Genomic DNA, 16,068 nt, shown 5'->3' with positions numbered 1-16,068 from the left:
TCCTAGTACCGGCAAATAAGGGTCAACGTCCGATCTCGAACAGGGTATAGATAGGACCCGTCACGGTCTGTGCGCCCGTGCCGACGACGATCGCGTCATTAAGCCAAGCATAACGCGGATCGCCGCATTCGAATTTCGCGACGATGATCAGGCTGTAATCCTCCGCCGCCAGTCTCTCGCCTTTGCGAAAGCGCGCCATTGCGTCGCCCCGCCCGACCATGCGTCCGGTATAAGCAATATAGATGGTCGCACCATCGCCCGTCTTCAGCGTCAGCCGTACGTCGATGACCAGCACACCGTCGGCGCGCGTCACGAACCAGTCATGTCCCGGCAAGACGGTGCCGCTCAATCTTTCCCCCGTGCACCGTCCACCCGTCACCGGCGCAATCCCGCGATGACCGGCGGGGATCGCACCAATGGGCACGACAGCGGCAAAATCGACGTCGAGGGCGAGGGTCGTCAGGTGACGATGGGCGAGCATATCCATTGCGCGACCGCTAGCATGGCGGCAAGCTGTGGCAAAACGGGAGCAGGACATGGCGGACGATAGCGACATCATCGCGCGGCGGCCCGGGCCGTCGGTGCAGGAGGTGTTCGACACCGATTTCATCGCGCCGCCCGCCGTGCTCCGCAGTGAATCGCCGCCTGAGGGACAGAGCAGCGAGGACGTCTCTGCCGAACGCTATTATTCGCGCGACTGGCACGAGCGCGAGGTCGAGAAAATCTGGCGCAAGACATGGCAGCTGGCGTGCCGGATCGAGGAGATCCCCGAGGTCGGCGACCAGATCGTCTATGACATCGTCAATGACTCTCTGGTGGTCGTGCGGACGGCACCGAATACGGTGAAAGCGTATATCAATTCATGCCTGCACCGTGGCACGTTGCTCCGCACCGAGGCGGGCAATGCCAAGCAAATCCGCTGCCCCTTCCACGGCTGGACATGGGACTTGGACGGCAAGCTGAAGGTTATCCCCGGCCAATGGGATTTCCCGCATGTCGACAAGGGCAAGATGTGTCTGCCCGAGGCGCAGGTCGGCCAATGGGGCGGGTTCGTGTTCGTGAACTTCGACAAGGATTGCGAATCGTTCGAGAGCTACCTCGAAAACCTGCCCGCGCATTTCGAGGCGTTCGAGCTGGAGAAGCGCTACAAGGCCGCGCACGTCGCCAAGATCATGCCCTGTAACTGGAAGCTGGGCATGGAGGCATTCATCGAGGCGTACCATGTGCCCGCCGCGCACCCGCAAGTCGTGACCTATTACGGCGACAGCAACACGCAGTACGACGTCTGGCCGGGCGTGCGACATGTATCGCGCATGTTGAGCGTGCAGGGCGTGCCCTCGCCCGCGATGAAGCATGTCGCGCCCGAGGTCACCGTCGCCGACCTTCGCCGCGATGCGCCCTTCTATGCGGGCAAACCCATCGAGGTCGGTCCCGGCGAAACCGCGCGCGGGAAACTTGCCGAACGCGCACGCGAGAAGATTTCGCGTTCGTCCGGTACCGATATGTCGGGGTTGTCCGACAGCGAAGCGCTCGACCTGATAGAATATCTGCTCTTCCCCAATATGGTCCCCTGGGGCGGGCAGGCGCTGCCCATCGTCTATCGGTTCCGCCCCAATGGCGACGACCCCGACACGCACATCATGGAAATCATGTTCCTGTTCGCCAAAGCGCCCGACGGATCGCACCCGCCGCCCGCCAGGATGAACATGCTGGGGCCGGACCAGAACTGGATCGACGCGTCCGAACTCGGCTCGGCGGCGATGGTCGCCGATCAGGACACCGACAATTTGCGCCGCATCCAGAAGGGTTTGAAAACTTCGCGCAAACCGGGGGTGACCTTCGCCCGCTATCAGGAGAGCCGCCTCCGACATTTCCATGCGACGCTCGATGCCTATTTGGCGCGCTAGGGTACCTTTTTGCGGATCAGATATCGGTAAACACCGATCAGGTTGATCACGAGCAGAATGGCGTTCTGCCAGCCGATCCCCTCGCTGTCCTCTTGCAGGAACCCCCAGGCAATCAGCGCGGCCGATGACGTGACGAACAGGACGAAGGCCCACCCCGTGGGGCGACGACCGAGGTCGAGCGATACCACGAGCGCAGCGATCACGCCTGTAGCGGCTCCATAATATTGCATCGCGGTTAGCACAGTGTCGTTCATGTGTTGGAGAACGATGCAGCGGCAAATGGTGTCCCGAGAGAGACTCGAACTCCCGACCTGCGGTTTAGGAAACCGTTGCTCTGTCCTGCTGAGCTACCGGGACACGGGGGTCTGCTAGCCGTGCGGGGCCGTGCCGGTCAATTCTGTTGTTCGGGCGGGACGACGGCAAACGGCAGCGGCATCACCGTGATCCCGTCGTCGTGCAACTCCTTCGCTTGGCCGATCGTCGCTTGGCCATGGATCGTGGCTTGCGGTGTGTCGCCATCGGCCATCGCGCGCGCTTGCCGGGCGAAATCGTCGCCGACCCATTTGGAGTCTTTGAGCATTTCGGCTTGTAGCCCGGCGAGCTTCTGGACGAGTTCGGCCGGTTCGCTGCGGTTCCCCTTCGCGCCTATCCGCGGCACCGACAGCGCACGTTCGACCGCCGTACTGCCGCAATAGGGACAGGGAATCTGCCCGCCGTCGCGCTGGTCCGCAAAGGAATCGCTGTCGGCGAACCAGCCCTCGAACCCGTGGCCCTGCGCACATTTCAGGTCGAAAACGATCATGCTGGGACCGGAATGGCACGGCGATGAGCAATGACCGGGACGCGGCTGCGAACATCGTCGACGGCGGCAGGGTCGATCTCGCAGACGGCCAGGCCTGCCGTCGTCTCCATATCGAGCACTACTTTGCCCCACGGATCGACCACGAGCGAATGCCCGTAAGTGCTACGCCCGTCCTCGTGCGTGCCGGTCTGGGCCGCCGCGACGAGCCAACAGGCATTCTCGATGGCGCGGGCACGCAACAAGGTGTGCCAGTGCGCCTGTCCAGTCGGGACAGTAAAGGCCGCCGGGACCGACAGGATCGTCGCTCCTGCTCCGCTCAACGCCTGAAACAGCGCGGGGAAGCGCATATCGTAACAGATCGACAAGCCTAGCTTACCGACGGGGGTATTGACCAAGGCCGTGTCTTGCCCCGGCACGTATCGCGACGATTCGCGCCAGCTCTCGCCCGTCGGTAGGTCGACATCGAACAGATGTACCTTGTCGTAGCGCGCGGCGATTTCGCCATCCGCGTCGATTACGAAGGCGCGGTTGGCCCAGCGCGGGTCGCCCTCGTCGCCCTCTACTGCCAGCGAGCCGAGATGGACCCAAACACCCTCACGGGCAGCCGCTGCGCGGACCCGGGCCAGCACGCGGTCATGTACCTCGTCGGTCACCTGCGTCGCCGCACGCGCGCCGTTCGAATCGAGCAGACCCGACATTTCGGGCGTAAACAGCATCGCTGCGCCTTGCCCCGCCGCATCGGCAATTGCCGTTTCGAGGGTCGCGGCATTGACATCGGGATCGATCCCCGATGTCATCTGGAGCAGCGCGATCTTCACGACATCGCCAGCAAGCGGTCGAGTTCGCCGCTCTGCTCGGCGGCAGCGAGATCGTCCGACCCACCGATATGTGTGCCGCCGACAAATATCTGCGGCACGGTGAGGCGTCCACCGGAACGTTCGACCATTTCGGCGCGCTTCGGACCGCCCATTGTGATGTCGTACTCCTCGTAAGCAACCCCCTTGCCGCCGAGCAGCGACAGCGCCCGCGAGCAGAACGGGCAAAACGCCTTGGTATAGATTTCGACGCGCGGCATGGCGTTCCTTTCCCCGTGAGACGTGCGGACAGGGTCGGCGCTTGTCAATCCTCGCGCAGGACACGCGCCCAGACGAGGACGAAGACACGGTCGGCCCCGGCACGTTTGAGCGCAGCGGCACAGGCATTGGCCGTTGCCCCGCTGGTATAGACGTCATCCACCAGCCAGACAGTACCGCCCTCGATCCGCGCGGTCGTCCGAAAGGCTCCCCGCACGGCATCGGCCCGTTTGCGTCCCGATAGGCCGCGCAGCGACGGCGTCGCGCGTTTACGGACGAGCAGGCCGGTGTGCAGATCGAGCGCTCGGGCTTCGGCAATGGCGTGTGCGACTGCCGCTGCCTGATTGAATCCGCGCGACCAGATCCGCCAGCGGTGCAACGGCACTGGCACGACGATCCCCGGCGCGTCGGCGTGATGCTCCATGACCGACGCCATGGTGCGCGCGAGGCCCGTGCGCCGCCCGTATTTGAGCCGAAGCGCGATGTCGCGGGCAACCGGTCCGTAAGCGACGGCTGCGCGCACGCCGTCATGACGCGGCGGCGCGGCGAGGCAAGGGCCGCAGATCGTTCCTGAAACGGCTGCCATGGGCAGGTTGCACAGCGCACAGCCGTCGCCGGTCAGGAAATCGAGCGAGGTCCAGCAAGGCGTACAGAATCGATGATCGGCCTCGACAATCGTCCCGCACCCGCCGCAGCGCGGGGGCAGCGCGAAATCGACAATCTGCTTGATCGGCCATGCCATCTGCATTGCACGGTTGTCGCGCCGCACGGGCGGCGGCACAAGCCGGTCATGACGTCGCCGCCGCCCGTTATTTTCGACCGCGTCGCGCGCCGACTGCGCCGCGACCGGGTGGCGTGTAGCGAGCCGTCGCCGCTGGAGGCGGGAATCGCGCGGGAGTTGCTCGAACGACTGGATGCGGTCACCCGGCCCTTTGCGACTGCGTTGGTCATCAACACGGGCCCGCGTATCGTGGCGACGGCACTGCGCGAGCGCGGCATCGCGGTCACTGAGACCGACCATGGCGTCGTATATGCGGCGGCCGCATCGGGAAATTTTTGCGACGAGGACCGGCTGGACGTGGCATCAGGGCTTTACGACCTCGTCGTCATGCCGTCGGGGCTCGACACCGTCGACGATGTGCCCGGTGCGCTGATCGCGGCGCGGCGGGCGCTGCGCGACGACGGGCTGTTCCTTGCCTGTCTGATCGGGTCGCCAAGCCTGCCGGTGCTGCGCGATGTAGCGAGTGCTGTCGATGCGGCGCAGGGGCGCGCCGTGGCGCGGCTGCATCCGCAGATCGACGTGCGGGCGGCGGGCGATCTGCTCGTGCGTGCAGGATTTGCGCTGCCAGTGGCCGATGCGGAGACGCTGCGGCTGTCCTATCCGTCGTTCGACCGGCTGGTCGGCGATATCCGCGCAGCAGGATTGGGCAATGTGCTGGCCGAGCGTCGCGGAGTCTCGCCGGGATGGCTGGCGGCGGCACGCGCGGCATTCGAACGGTCTGGAGGTGCCGACGGACGGGCGATCGAAACGGTGACGTTGCTGATTCTGACAGGCTGGGCAGCGGCTGCCAAAACCTAGATCGACAACCGATTTTCCAGAAACGCGACCAGCGGCCCGTCGGCGGGCGGCATCGGCAGAATGTGCAAATCGGCCGGAAAATGCCAGCCGATAGCCGCGGCCTCTCGCGCTTCGGCTTCGCCCTGCCAGCGGTGGCAGGTGTAGAGCAGCATGACCAGGTGCCGGTCGCCGAGCGGTTCGCTCGCGAACGGGCCCGCCACGAGATCGTCCGGATCGACCTCGATCCCCAATTCCTCACGGAGTTCGCGAACGAGCGCCGCTTCCGGCGTTTCGCCGGATTCGACTTTGCCGCCGGGAAATTCCCACAGCCCGGCCATCGACTTGCCCGCCGGGCGCTGCTGAACGAGCACGCGGCCGTCGCCATCGACGAGCGCCGCCGCCACTACCCACAATGTCGAGACTTGCCCCATCAAGACTTTCTTAACCGCTCCGCCCCTAATTCCAACCTGCCGTAATGGGACGACGGCTCGACCGGGGACTGTCGATGAGATCGGGACTAAGCAAATTGTTGCGCGACAAGCGCGGTGCCACTGCCATCGAGTACGGCCTGATCGCCGCGCTCGTGGTGTTGGGCGCGTTTCTTGGGATCAAGAACTTCGCCACCACATCCGTGAATATGTGGAACAATGTGTCGAACACCGTCGCCAAGAGCTGACCCGCAAAAAAGTCGTTCCGGCATTAAGTTTTTGGAAACTTCCCCACCCTAACTTCCAAATCACTGGCTCACTAATTCAAGCGGGACAGTCGGGTAGTTGAACACTGGGATTAACCCCAACAGGAGACCGGAAATGAAAATGATTCGCAAAATGTTCGCCGACAAGAAGGGTGCCACCGCCATCGAGTACGGCCTGATCGCCGCTCTGATCGCCGTCGCTGCCGTTGGCGCGATGTCGGGCCTCGGTTCGCAGATCAGCAAGACCTTCAACAACTCGTCGACCACGATGTCGAAGGGCTGATTTGTCGCCCGCCGTTCGCGGCGGGCAACAAACGAAGTTCGAAAGTGGGCGGGAAATTTCGGTTTCCCGCCCATTTTCATAAGTGGAGCAAGAAGATGGTTAACTTCCTTCACGCCCTTCGCATGGTCGCCACGCACAACCGTGGAGCGACCGCCATCGAATATGGCCTGATTGCCGCCCTGATCGCCGTTGCCGCCGTCGGCGCAATGTCGGGCATGGGGACGCAGTTGAAAAAGACGTTCAACAACTCCTCGACAACGATGTCGAAGGGCTGATTACTGTCACGGACTGGTCGTCATCCGATGACGACCAGTTTGACCTTTTGCCCCGGCCGGACGACCGCATCTGCCGCAAGTCCGTTGAGGACGCGAAACCGCTCCGCCTGCATCGCCGGATAGGCCATGCGCGCCGCGAGGGTCGCCACCGTATCGGTGCGCCCGACCGTCACTACCTTGATCCGTCGCGGCTTGATCGCTGCGGATTCGCTCGCGGACAGGCGGCGAACCGAATTCACCAGCGACTGGAACGGCCCGATCCCCGACCCCTGCGCGGTGATCAGCACGAAATGATAAGCCGCTTTGGCTTCAGCGGCGTAGGCGACGACCGTCACATCGACCGGTCCTGACTGGGTGGTCGCGCCGACGGTTGCGCTCGCGGCATCCATACCGCCCACCTGAAACCGCCGCGCCGCAGCTGCATCGAGATTGCTGTTCGGAGCCAGTGCCTTGAAAACACTGCGGATATAGGTATCGAGGTCGCCGGTATAGGCACCACCCGAAAAGCTGGCCTGCCCGCCTTGCCCGGTCATCGTGACAGCATCGGTCCCGTTCGCCATGGCAAAGCCCGTCGGTGCCGTGAAGGCGAGTTTCAGGCCGGGATGACGGAAGGTCTGCCCGTCGACGATACCCTGCGCGGGGTCGTCGCCATAGATCATGCCGTCGATCGCCGCGAGAAATGCGTCGCGGTTGCGGACTCCCTTGGTAAAACCGGTCGCGGTCGCTTCCTGCCGGGTGCGGGCGACGCGCCCCAAGGGATCGGGGTGGGTACTGAAAATCGTTGGCGTCCCGCCGCTTTTGCCACCGATCCGGGCATCGAGCGTGTTCTGTGCCGCCAGATCGCCGAGCATCGACGAGGCAGCAAGGGGATCATACCCCGCCTTGACGAGATACTGCACGCCGAGGCTGTCGGCTTGGGTTTCCTGCCCGCGCGAATAGCTGAGTACGCCGAGTTGAGCCACGGTCCCGACACCGCGCGTTGCAAGCTGTCCCAGCGCAGAATTGCCGAGCAATGCGCCCAGCAGCGACGTGCCGATGCCGACAGCGGTCGAGGTATTGTTGCGGGCGCGCGAATGGCGCGCCGCAACGTGACCGACTTCATGGCCCATGACCGAGGCCAGTTCGGCCTCGTCGTTCATCAGCGCAAGCAGGTTGCGGGTGACGTAGACATAGCCGCCGGGGATCGCGAAAGCGTTGTCGACCGGCGAGTTGAGCAGAGACACGGTGAAGTCGCTCTGCGCGTTCGACAGACCCGACTGGACGGCAATTTTCTGCCCGACGCGCCGCACGTAATCGGCTTGCGGTCCCACATAGGCACCGCCGTATTCGCGCAGCAGCTGCGGATGCGCTTCTGCGCCTTGCGCCTTGTCCTGCGCCGAAATCGACGACGCGCTCTGTGCGAGCAAGGGCTGCGCCGGCAGTGCAGCAACGGCGATCGCGGCGGCAATGCCCCAGGTTCGCATGGTCATGTCTCTCTCCCTTTGTCGGCCAAAGGATGCCGCGTCGTGACCAACTCGACAAGCCGCGCCGTTTCGACATGGGTGTAAATTTCTGTGGTCGCGATATCGGCGTGGCCGAGCATAGTCTGAAGCGCGCGCAAGTCTGCGCCCCCCTCGAGAAGGTGGGTGGCAAAAGCATGGCGCAGCACGTGCGGGCTGATCCGGTCGGGCGGGATGCCCGCCTCGGCCGCCAGCGTCCGAAGCAGCTGGAACAGGCGAACGCGGCTCAAGTGCTTGGCACCGGACGGGAAAAGATAACCGGGCGCATCGCCGCGCACTGCTTTCCAAGCCGTCACGGCAGCGCGGGCGCGGTCGGAGACAGGCACAAGGCGTTCGCGTCCGCCCTTCCCTTTGAGAATCGCGTAAGGCCGGTCGGGCGAGATTGCGCGGACCTCCAGCGAGACCAGTTCGGTCGCGCGCAGACCCGAGCCGTAGAGCAATTCCACCAACGCTAGCAGGCGGAGATCGGCGGAGGCATCTTTGCTGGCGGCCAGACGCGCGGCGAGCACGGAGAACAGCCGGTCGATATCGATGTGGTCGAGGACGCGTGGCAGACGTCGCTGCATTCCCCCGGGGCGCGGCAAGGCACTCGACGGATCGTCGGCGCGCAATCCTTCGTCGAGCAAAAACCCGAAAAAGCGTCGCAGTGCGGCTGATTTGCGGGCAACGGTGGACCGCGCCAGCGTCGCCCAGCCATCGGCAAGCCGGTTGAGGTCGGTCGGCTGCGCGCGCCCCAGCCGTCCCGACAGCGCGTCGGACGCCAGTTCGAGGTCCGACCGGTACGCCATCAAGGTGTTGCGCGCGGCCCCGGCCTCGGCGGCCAGCGCCGACAGAAAGGCCGCAATCGCAGCGCCGTCGTCGGGGACGTTCAAGCGCGGGTCAGCGCCTCGGCAGCGATCATCCGTGCCTCGGGTTCGAGGCCGACCCGCCGGAAGGCGACGACGATGTGGTAGAGCGATTCGGGCGGGACATATTGCCATTCGCGCGTCTGCATCCCCGCCGCCGCAATCAACACGACGGTGCCGGCCTGCCCTGACTTTGCCGCGCGGTCGAGCGCCTGTGTCCACTTGGTCTGCCGACCGAGAGGTACGGCATAGCTTTCGGCAAGGCTGCTCGCATCGTCGGCGGAAATCCGGCCGAGCCCTGCGAGCGCCGCAAGCATGAATTTCGCCCGCCGGTCCTCTTCGCCGCCGTCGATGGCACGCACGGCGGACGCATCGAGTCCCTGGATCGCGCGCGGCGCGCCAACAGCAAGCAACGCCCAGGCGAGCGAACCGCGCTGCGCCGCCGAGCCCCAGCGGGCGGCCTGAATATCGAGGCCCGCCGACAGCATCGAGCCGACCGCCCGGTCGAGATCGTCGCCCGACGCACCCGACCCCGGCGACAGCATCGCCGCCGCACGGGCGGTCAAGACCTGACGCGCATAGGGGTCGGCACCCGTTGCCGACCACAAGGTTCGCATGGCGCCCAACCGCGCGGACTCATCGCCCGAATAGGCGGCCCGCAACGTCTCCCCGACACTGCTGCCACGCTCGGCAGGGTCGGTCGCGTCCCAGACGGTTCCGAAGAAATCGACCAGTGCCTCACTCGAAAACACGCCCATCGCCGCAGCGCGTTCGGCAAAAGCCACGCGCGCTGCGGGAGCCGCCAGCGGCGCGCGTGCCTGCCACGCCTGAACCTGCGGCCCGACCGTCGCAAACAGCTTCGGCGGGATCGCTACCCCTGTCGCCGTCGCGAGCCCGAAACGCCATGACGTCAGTTTGTCGACACCGTCCCACTGGATGCTGACCGAACGCCGCGTGTTGGTGGCAGCACCCACGACCTTTTCGGCAAGCAGCACGTCGATGCCGCGCGCGTCGCCCGCGTCGCGAACCTTGTCGACCAGCGCGCTGGCTGTGCCGGATTCGCCCGACAGCCCCGCGCACATCGCCTGTGCCAGCGGCCATGACGGTTCGTCGCTGACACTCGCCGCCGCATTGGCAATCGGGCACAGCGAGGCGGGGTCGCCGGTTGCCAGCGCCGCCTGCATCGCAACGGCGTAGAGCTTCGGCGTGAAATTCTCTGCGTCGACTCGCGCCACCAGGGCACGGGCCATATCGGCCTCGCCCATCCGCAGCAGCAGCCATGCACGTTCGGCGACCCAGTCCGCACCGCCGATGCCGGGCGGAATATCCGATTGGGAGAGCAGCGACCGGCGCAGCAGGATCGACAGCCAGCGCGAGGCGATGGGCGCGTTCATCCGCTGCATCATGGTGCCGAGGAAACGACCGTCGGTCGATGCATAGGCGTTCAGCGCAAAGCCGGTCTCGTCGGCATCGGCGACGCCGACGCGGTCGAGCGAGCGGCGGGCCTGGGGCGGCAGGTCCATCGGGGCCGTGACGACGGCAGTCGAGTTATTCGATGTGTCCTCGATCAGGTCGCCGATGACGTCGGTCGGCGTGCCGGTCTGCGCTGGTGCGCCGGGGACGTTGAGGCGGACATCGGGGACAAGATCGGTCGTGGGACGCTGCGGCCGTTCGGGCGCAGGACGCGCGGAGTTTGCCGGTTCGGGTTCGCCGAAGCCGGGCGGCAGGATCGATTCGGGGCTGCGCTGAGCGACCGCCGGCCACAGAGCGACGGCGCTCGCCGCGACCAGCAGCGCGGCGGGGAGGCTATTTCGCCAGCGCATTTTCGGAGACCGGTTTTTCGACGCGCTTCTGGGTCTTGGTTGCATCGACGAGCGACAGGCCCACCAGCGCTGCCACGATAACAGCAAAAACCAGCACTAGGAGGAGGTAGGGCGGACGACGCATCGACAAAAACTCTGCAATATTTCGGGCTCGGGACGCGCTCTTTGCCCGACGCGACCCGCCTCTGTATAGCCCCGCCGTCATGAGCGGCCAACACTCCCCCAATCGCCCTTTCGCGATCGCACGACCGGTCGTGCTGGTCGGCCTGATGGGCGTGGGCAAGACGACGATCGGGCGGCGGCTGGCCAAGCGGCTCGATGTGCCGTTCGTCGATGCCGACCACGAAATCGAGACGGCAGCGGGCATGACGATCAGCGAAATTTTCGAGCGGTTCGGCGAGGCCCATTTCCGCGATGGTGAGCGGCGGGTGATCGCCCGCCTGATCGACGGCGCACCGCGGGTGATCGCCACCGGCGGCGGCGCGTTCATGAATGCCGACACCCGCGCGCTGATTCTCGAACAAGCAACCGCGATCTGGCTCGATTCGGATATCGACACGCTGGCCGAGCGGGTGGGACGACGCAGCGACCGGCCGCTGCTCGCCGGACGCGACGCGCGAACGGTGTTGCGCGATCTGGCGGCGGTGCGGAACCCGGTCTACGCGCTCGCACCCGTCCATGTGATGTCGCATCCCGCCCCGCATGAGGAAACTGTCGACGCCATCATGAACAAGCTGCCCGCATGACCCCCTTGTACCAAATCGTCCACGTCGAAACCGGACGCCCCTATGACGTCGTGATCGAGGGCGGTGTGCTGGGTCGCGCCGCCGACTATCTGGCACCGCTGGCACGCAACGGGCGGATCGTGGTGATCGCCGACGCCAATGTCGTCGCGCCGCATCTGGCGACGCTGACGGGGTCGCTGGAAGCGGAAGGCTTGCGCGTCGAGCCCATCGTGGTCCCTTCCGGAGAGGCGAGCAAGAACTGGCGGCAGCTGGAAGCGCTGACGGACCGGCTGCTCGCGCTCGAAATCGAACGCGGCGAAGCGATTGTCGCGCTCGGCGGCGGGGTGATCGGCGACCTGACCGGTTTTGCGGCGGCTATCGTCAAGCGCGGATGCAAATTCGTGCAGGTGCCGACGACTCTGCTCGCACAGGTCGATTCATCGGTCGGTGGCAAGACCGCGATCAATACGGCGGCGGGGAAGAATTTGATCGGGGCGTTTTACCAGCCGGAGCTGGTGCTGATCGACCCTGAGGTGCTCGACACCCTGCCCCCGCGCGAGTTGCGCGCGGGCTATGCCGAAGTCGTCAAATATGGATTGATCGACGATCCCGCTTTCTTCGACTGGTGCGAAGCGAACGGGGCGGCGCTGCTGAATGGCGATATGGCGGCGCGGGTTCATGCAATTGCGACCAGCGTTGCCGCCAAGGCGCGCATTGTCGCCGCCGACGAGCGCGAGACGACGGGGACGCGGGCGCTGCTCAACCTCGGACACACTTTCGGTCATGCACTCGAAGCCGAAACAGGGTTCTCCGACCGGTTGCTCCACGGCGAGGGCGTGGCAGCCGGCATGGCGCTGGCGTTCCGTTTTTCTGTGTCGCGCGGGTTGTGTGCGGCGACGGACAGCGAGCGGGTATCTGCCCATCTTGCCGAAGTCGGGCTTCCCACCGGTGCCCGCCCCGCGACCAACGCAAGCGGCGAGACGCTCGCCGCACATATGGCGCATGACAAGAAGCGCGAAGGGGGCGATGTGCCGCTTCTGCTGGCGCGCGGGATCGGGCAGACCTTCCTGGCCAAGGGGATCGACTTGTCCGAGGTCGCAGCGTTCCTCAACGCGGATGACGCCTGATGCCGAACGGCGTCGCCAAGCGCGACCTGCCGACCAAGATGTGTCCTGCCTGCGACCGCCCCTTCACTTGGCGCAAGAAATGGGTGCGCGACTGGGATTCAGTCGTCTATTGTTCGGACAAGTGCCGGGAAAACAGGGCGACCCGTCAATCGTAACATCCTACTTTCCAAACATGTGCCAAGGAGTGTCCGGCGATGTTCGTCGGCACCACCAAAAGTGCAGCTACGGCCAAAGCGATTGCGGCCTCCTTTTTGCCCTTCGGCATTAAGGCGAAGGCGGTTGCTGCGCCGACCGCAAAGGGTAGCGCAACGAAGTGCGGGTTTGCACTCGGAAATGCTAAATAAATCCAAGGCGAGAATATCATTACGATAAGGACGGCGAGGCAGGCCAAGACCATGCGGGTATCGAGGCGTTTCATCTGAGCCTTGCACCATAGGCTAGCCATAGCCACCCGCCGATCATCGCCGCGCCGCCGAGGGGCGCGATCGCGCCGAACCAGCGAGGGGCGCCGAGTGCCATCGCGTACAGGCTGAAAGCGAACACCGCCGCGCTGCCGAGCAGCACCCATGAAACGCGCGGGTCGAGCCGCGCCAAGGCGATGGCAGCAATGGCGTGGGGTAATTGGTAGGTCGCCCCGGTGCGAAGCCATTCTTTCGCCTGATCACCCGCCCCGTGCGCGCCGAAAGCGCCTGCCGCGATGGCTATAGCGGCCGACAGTGCCGCAACGCGGACGATGCGAGCAGCGCTCACAGCGACGTCTCCCCTTCCCCGTCGGGTCGCGGCACAACCGCCCAGCCGCCGGTCTGCGCGATCACCTCGGGCCGCGACGCGCGCAGGTCGCCTGCTTCGAGCTGGATTTTCAGCCGCTCGCGGTCGCGCTTGCGGTACAGGTCTTCGGTGCGGTCGATTTCCTCGCCTTCGACGCCGACGGCTTCCATCGCCTGTCGCGCCATCCGGACCGCCGAATCGAGCACTTCGCGCACGACACCCGCGACCGGCGCGTCTTTGAGCTTAAGCAGTGCACGCCGGTCATAGGCGCGCACGAAGATCGCAGCCTTGGGAAACGACTCGTGCACCGCCTCGACGAGTTGGGGGCCGATCTGGTCGCCGTCGGTGCAGAACATGATAAGTTCGGCCTCCGCCGCCCCTGCCTGACGCAACAGGTCGAGCCGCGTGCCGTCGCCGTAATAGACTTTCGCGCCGAATTGCCCCGCGACATCGATCATCTCGATATCGGTGTCGACGAGCGTAACCGCGATGCCCTGCGCGATCAGCATCTGGCCGACCGTCTGGCCGAACCGCCCATAGCCGATGATCAGCGCGCTCGATCCGTCGGCAACCGGGCCGTCGCGCTCCTGAGGATCGACCGGTTCGGCGCGAAACCGGCTCGTCACCATCATCAGGAACGGTGTGGTCGCCATCGACAGGGTCACGACCGCGCCGAACAGGCTGGCGGCCTCGGGCGCTATCAGTTGCGCGTTCTGCGCCTGCGTAAACAGCACGAAACCGAATTCGCCACCCTGGCTGAGCAAAAGGCCCAGCGCCAGCGCAGGCCGCCACGCCATGCGGAACGCCATGGCGAGCCCGGTGATGATCGCCGCCTTGGTCGCGATCAGCGCCAGCGCCATGCCGACAACGAAAAGCGGGCGTTCGGCGATCGCGTGCAGGTCGAGCATCATGCCGACCGACAGGAAGAACAGCCCGATGAGGATGGTGCGGAACGGCTCGACATCGGCTTCGAGCTCGTGGCGATAGGGCGAATCTGCGAGCATCACGCCTGCGACGAAGGCCCCGAGCGCCGTCGACAGATGCAAGGACTCCATCAGTGCGGCGCTTGCGATGACGGTGAACAGCCCCGCGAAAACGAACATCTCGCGTTCGCCCAGATTGCCGATCAGGCGGAACAGCGGGCGCAGGATGAACCGGCCCGCCAGCACCAGCCCGATCACCGCGCCGACGGTGGACAGGAATAGCAACCACCCCGGCGGTCCGCCCGCGTCCGCCGGGTTGCGGCTCATTGCAGCGACAATGGCGATGAGCGGGACGATCGACAGATCCTGGAACAACAGGATCGAAAAAGCGCGCTCGCCGAACGGGGTCCGCATCCGCCCCGCCGATCGCAGCATCGGCAACACCTGCGCGGTCGAACTGAGCGCGAGCGGCAGGCCGAGCGCGATGGCTGCCGAGGGGGAAAAGCCCACGACAAGCCAGACGATGGCACTGACAGCCGCACCGCACAGCGCCACCTGGGCGAGACCGAGGCCGAAAATATCCTCCTTCAGCCGCCACAGTCGCGTCGGATTGAGTTCGAGACCCACGAGAAACAGCAGCAGCGCAATACCAAGTTCGGCCACGCCCAGCTTCGATTCGACACTGCCGACCAGGCCCAGCCCCTGAGGGCCGATCAGCGCGCCCGCAACCAGGAAACCGAGCACGGCACCAAGGCCGAATTTGCGGAACAGCAGCACGAAGACCAACCCCGCACCAAGCAGAATCACCGCTTCGCCGAGCAGGGAGCCGTTCATGCCGTTACCTTAGCGGCTGCGTCCGCTGCCGCCTCGAACGGCAGCCGCATCGCGCCATGGCGTGCGGGATAGGCCCGGGCAGGTGCCAGCACTTCGATGCCCGGCCAATCGGGTGCCGGGGCATCCGGTTCGATGAGCCAGAGTGCAAATGCATCGCGCGCGGCGACGAGTGCCGCGCCGTGCCGCCCGGCGACGCCACGCCCGAAAATCGTGGCGGCGGCCTGCCCCAGCGCACAGGCATTTACCGAATGGCCATAGGTATCGACGCGCCCGTCGGCGTCGAACGTCAGTCCGACCGTGACCCTGCTACCGCACGTCGTTGCGCGGCGTTCGGCGGTCGCGTCAGGCGATACAAGCGGCGGGAAATCGCCCGTTGCAGCCGCAAGCCGCAGGACATCGAGCGTGTAGAGCGGCGCGCTCATCGCGCGCGCCCCGCCTCGACGGCCCCGATCAGCGCCGCGCTGCTCGCGCGAAGCAAGTCGTAGGTCCGCGATTTCACCATCCAGTCGGGACGCGCAGCGTTGCGACCGTTGAGGATGTCATAGACCTGCCCCATCAGCAGAAACGCCAACGTCGCCGCCAGCAACCCCTTGACCATGCCGAAGCCCAGACCCAACACCCGGTCGAAGAGCCCGAGCAACGAACTCCGCGCCGAGTGGCCCAACCGGCTCCCCAACAGCTTGACGGCGAGAAAGGCCAGTCCGAAGACCAGCGCCACCGCGAGGATCGAGGCTCCACCTTCGCTACCGACGGGTTTGACCAACATCGGCATGGCCATTCCGTGAAGCAGTTTCACGGCGACGATACCGGCAATCCAGGCCGCCAGCGAGAACACTTCGCCGACAAAACCCCGCATCGCGCCGAACCCACCCGCGACCGACAGCGATACCAGCACCATCATATCGAGCGACGTAAAGCCCGCGCCTGTCACT

General features: G+C 65.3%; 24 protein-coding genes and 1 tRNA gene. 8 read left to right on the top strand and 17 right to left on the bottom strand.

Annotated features, from left to right (window positions below; translation table 11 throughout):
• Nucleotides 1-22 precede the first annotated feature (22 nt).
• Entirely contained in the window at nucleotides 23-487 is a 465-nt protein-coding gene (locus tag M0209_RS04800) for a DUF3237 domain-containing protein (RefSeq protein WP_258887159.1), read from the bottom strand.
• 49 nt (nucleotides 488-536) lie between these two features.
• Between M0209_RS04800 and M0209_RS04795 the strand changes: the two genes are divergently transcribed.
• Nucleotides 537-1,907 (top strand): aromatic ring-hydroxylating dioxygenase subunit alpha, encoded by a 1,371-nt coding sequence (locus tag M0209_RS04795; protein ID WP_258887158.1) that lies wholly within the window; start codon nucleotides 537-539, stop codon nucleotides 1,905-1,907.
• On the opposite strand, the gene M0209_RS04790 is transcribed toward M0209_RS04795, so the two are convergent.
• The 6 genes from M0209_RS04790 to M0209_RS04765 all read right to left on the bottom strand — a co-directional run bounded on the left by M0209_RS04790 (nucleotide 1,904) and on the right by M0209_RS04765 (nucleotide 4,530).
• Nucleotides 1,904-2,161: a hypothetical protein gene (locus M0209_RS04790; protein WP_258887157.1), complete on the bottom strand. Its 258-nt coding sequence runs from the start codon at nucleotides 2,159-2,161 to the stop codon at nucleotides 1,904-1,906. The two genes, M0209_RS04795 and M0209_RS04790, sit on opposite strands and share 4 nt — an antisense overlap.
• 26 nt (nucleotides 2,162-2,187) lie before the next feature.
• Nucleotides 2,188-2,264: transfer RNA gene (locus tag M0209_RS04785), tRNA-Arg, on the bottom strand.
• 34 nt (nucleotides 2,265-2,298) lie between these two features.
• On the bottom strand, nucleotides 2,299-2,709 hold the full coding sequence (locus M0209_RS04780) for a DUF1178 family protein (RefSeq protein WP_258887156.1): 411 nt from the start codon (nucleotides 2,707-2,709) through the stop codon (nucleotides 2,299-2,301).
• Nucleotides 2,706-3,527 carry a carbon-nitrogen hydrolase family protein gene (locus M0209_RS04775; RefSeq protein WP_258887155.1) on the bottom strand — a complete coding sequence of 274 codons (822 nt, stop codon included), beginning with the start codon at nucleotides 3,525-3,527 and terminating at the stop codon, nucleotides 2,706-2,708. The genes M0209_RS04780 and M0209_RS04775 overlap by 4 nt, the downstream gene beginning before the upstream one ends.
• Nucleotides 3,524-3,784: a glutaredoxin 3 gene (gene grxC / locus M0209_RS04770; protein WP_258887154.1), complete on the bottom strand. Its 261-nt coding sequence runs from the start codon at nucleotides 3,782-3,784 to the stop codon at nucleotides 3,524-3,526. Before grxC ends, M0209_RS04775 begins: the two co-directional genes overlap by 4 nt.
• Before the next feature lie 44 nt (nucleotides 3,785-3,828).
• Nucleotides 3,829-4,530: a ComF family protein gene (locus M0209_RS04765; protein ID WP_258887153.1), complete on the bottom strand. Its 702-nt coding sequence runs from the start codon at nucleotides 4,528-4,530 to the stop codon at nucleotides 3,829-3,831.
• A gap of 42 nt (nucleotides 4,531-4,572) precedes the next feature.
• On the opposite strand from M0209_RS04765, the gene M0209_RS04760 reads away from it, so the two are divergent.
• On the top strand, nucleotides 4,573-5,361 hold the full coding sequence (locus tag M0209_RS04760) for a class I SAM-dependent methyltransferase (RefSeq protein ID WP_258887152.1): 789 nt from the start codon (nucleotides 4,573-4,575) through the stop codon (nucleotides 5,359-5,361).
• Here the strand turns inward: M0209_RS04760 and M0209_RS04755 are convergent.
• Nucleotides 5,358-5,771: a (deoxy)nucleoside triphosphate pyrophosphohydrolase gene (locus M0209_RS04755; RefSeq protein ID WP_258887151.1), complete on the bottom strand. Its 414-nt coding sequence runs from the start codon at nucleotides 5,769-5,771 to the stop codon at nucleotides 5,358-5,360. The genes M0209_RS04760 and M0209_RS04755 overlap by 4 nt on opposite strands.
• Nucleotides 5,772-5,815: 44 nt before the next feature.
• Between M0209_RS04755 and M0209_RS04750 the strand changes: the two genes are divergently transcribed.
• The 3 genes from M0209_RS04750 (at nucleotide 5,816) to M0209_RS04740 (ending at nucleotide 6,592) form a co-directional block, all read left to right on the top strand.
• Nucleotides 5,816-6,016, top strand: coding sequence for a Flp family type IVb pilin (locus M0209_RS04750; RefSeq protein ID WP_258887150.1), 201 nt, complete (start codon nucleotides 5,816-5,818; stop codon nucleotides 6,014-6,016).
• A gap of 133 nt (nucleotides 6,017-6,149) precedes the next feature.
• The gene (locus M0209_RS04745) at nucleotides 6,150-6,317 is read left to right on the top strand and encodes a Flp family type IVb pilin (RefSeq protein WP_258887149.1); all 168 of its coding nucleotides are present in this window, start codon (nucleotides 6,150-6,152) and stop codon (nucleotides 6,315-6,317) included.
• A 95-nt stretch (nucleotides 6,318-6,412) separates the two neighbouring features.
• A complete protein-coding gene (locus M0209_RS04740; protein ID WP_258887148.1) occupies nucleotides 6,413-6,592 on the top strand; it encodes a Flp family type IVb pilin in 180 nt (59 codons plus the stop codon).
• A gap of 20 nt (nucleotides 6,593-6,612) precedes the next feature.
• Here M0209_RS04740 and M0209_RS04735 read toward each other — a convergent pair whose 3' ends face one another.
• From M0209_RS04735 to M0209_RS04720, 4 genes are read right to left on the bottom strand one after another with little or no spacing between them, the layout of a single operon-like run.
• Nucleotides 6,613-8,061 (bottom strand): M48 family metalloprotease, encoded by a 1,449-nt coding sequence (locus M0209_RS04735; protein ID WP_258887147.1) that lies wholly within the window; start codon nucleotides 8,059-8,061, stop codon nucleotides 6,613-6,615.
• Nucleotides 8,058-8,963: a tyrosine-type recombinase/integrase gene (locus M0209_RS04730; RefSeq protein WP_258887146.1), complete on the bottom strand. Its 906-nt coding sequence runs from the start codon at nucleotides 8,961-8,963 to the stop codon at nucleotides 8,058-8,060. The genes M0209_RS04735 and M0209_RS04730 overlap by 4 nt, the downstream gene beginning before the upstream one ends.
• Nucleotides 8,960-10,759 carry a hypothetical protein gene (locus M0209_RS04725; RefSeq protein WP_258887145.1) on the bottom strand — a complete coding sequence of 600 codons (1,800 nt, stop codon included), beginning with the start codon at nucleotides 10,757-10,759 and terminating at the stop codon, nucleotides 8,960-8,962. The genes M0209_RS04730 and M0209_RS04725 overlap by 4 nt, the downstream gene beginning before the upstream one ends.
• Nucleotides 10,743-10,883, bottom strand: coding sequence for a hypothetical protein (locus M0209_RS04720; protein WP_258887144.1), 141 nt, complete (start codon nucleotides 10,881-10,883; stop codon nucleotides 10,743-10,745). The genes M0209_RS04725 and M0209_RS04720 overlap by 17 nt, the downstream gene beginning before the upstream one ends.
• A gap of 79 nt (nucleotides 10,884-10,962) precedes the next feature.
• Here M0209_RS04720 and M0209_RS04715 point away from each other — a divergent pair, with 79 nt between their 5' ends.
• The 3 genes from M0209_RS04715 to M0209_RS04705 are packed head-to-tail and all read left to right on the top strand — an operon-like array spanning nucleotide 10,963 to nucleotide 12,766.
• On the top strand, nucleotides 10,963-11,505 hold the full coding sequence (locus M0209_RS04715; RefSeq protein WP_258887143.1) for a shikimate kinase: 543 nt from the start codon (nucleotides 10,963-10,965) through the stop codon (nucleotides 11,503-11,505).
• Nucleotides 11,502-12,611: a 3-dehydroquinate synthase gene (gene aroB / locus M0209_RS04710; RefSeq protein ID WP_258887142.1), complete on the top strand. Its 1,110-nt coding sequence runs from the start codon at nucleotides 11,502-11,504 to the stop codon at nucleotides 12,609-12,611. The genes M0209_RS04715 and aroB overlap by 4 nt, the downstream gene beginning before the upstream one ends.
• A complete protein-coding gene (locus M0209_RS04705; protein WP_258887141.1) occupies nucleotides 12,611-12,766 on the top strand; it encodes a DUF2256 domain-containing protein in 156 nt (51 codons plus the stop codon). The genes aroB and M0209_RS04705 overlap by 1 nt, the downstream gene beginning before the upstream one ends.
• On the opposite strand, the gene M0209_RS04700 is transcribed toward M0209_RS04705, so the two are convergent.
• From M0209_RS04700 to M0209_RS04680, 5 genes are read right to left on the bottom strand one after another with little or no spacing between them, the layout of a single operon-like run.
• Nucleotides 12,757-13,029 (bottom strand): hypothetical protein, encoded by a 273-nt coding sequence (locus M0209_RS04700; RefSeq protein ID WP_258887140.1) that lies wholly within the window; start codon nucleotides 13,027-13,029, stop codon nucleotides 12,757-12,759. The two genes, M0209_RS04705 and M0209_RS04700, sit on opposite strands and share 10 nt — an antisense overlap.
• The gene (locus M0209_RS04695; protein ID WP_258887139.1) at nucleotides 13,026-13,361 is read right to left on the bottom strand and encodes a DUF423 domain-containing protein; all 336 of its coding nucleotides are present in this window, start codon (nucleotides 13,359-13,361) and stop codon (nucleotides 13,026-13,028) included. The genes M0209_RS04700 and M0209_RS04695 overlap by 4 nt, the downstream gene beginning before the upstream one ends.
• Nucleotides 13,358-15,136, bottom strand: a complete 1,779-nt coding sequence (locus M0209_RS04690) for a cation:proton antiporter (RefSeq protein WP_258887138.1) — start codon at nucleotides 15,134-15,136, stop codon at nucleotides 13,358-13,360. Before M0209_RS04690 ends, M0209_RS04695 begins: the two co-directional genes overlap by 4 nt.
• Nucleotides 15,133-15,558 (bottom strand): iron-sulfur cluster assembly scaffold protein, encoded by a 426-nt coding sequence (locus M0209_RS04685; protein ID WP_258887137.1) that lies wholly within the window; start codon nucleotides 15,556-15,558, stop codon nucleotides 15,133-15,135. Before M0209_RS04685 ends, M0209_RS04690 begins: the two co-directional genes overlap by 4 nt.
• Complete coding sequence (locus M0209_RS04680; RefSeq protein WP_258887136.1) at nucleotides 15,555-16,067, bottom strand: CvpA family protein; 513 nt, start codon at nucleotides 16,065-16,067, stop codon at nucleotides 15,555-15,557. Before M0209_RS04680 ends, M0209_RS04685 begins: the two co-directional genes overlap by 4 nt.
• Nucleotide 16,068: the final 1 nt, after the last annotated feature.

This window comes from Sphingomonas sp. SUN039, from assembly GCF_024758725.1.
Taxonomy (GTDB): domain Bacteria; phylum Pseudomonadota; class Alphaproteobacteria; order Sphingomonadales; family Sphingomonadaceae; genus Sphingomonas_O.
Note: the sequence above shows the minus strand (reverse complement) of the source record. Positions and strands in the feature narration are given on the sequence as shown.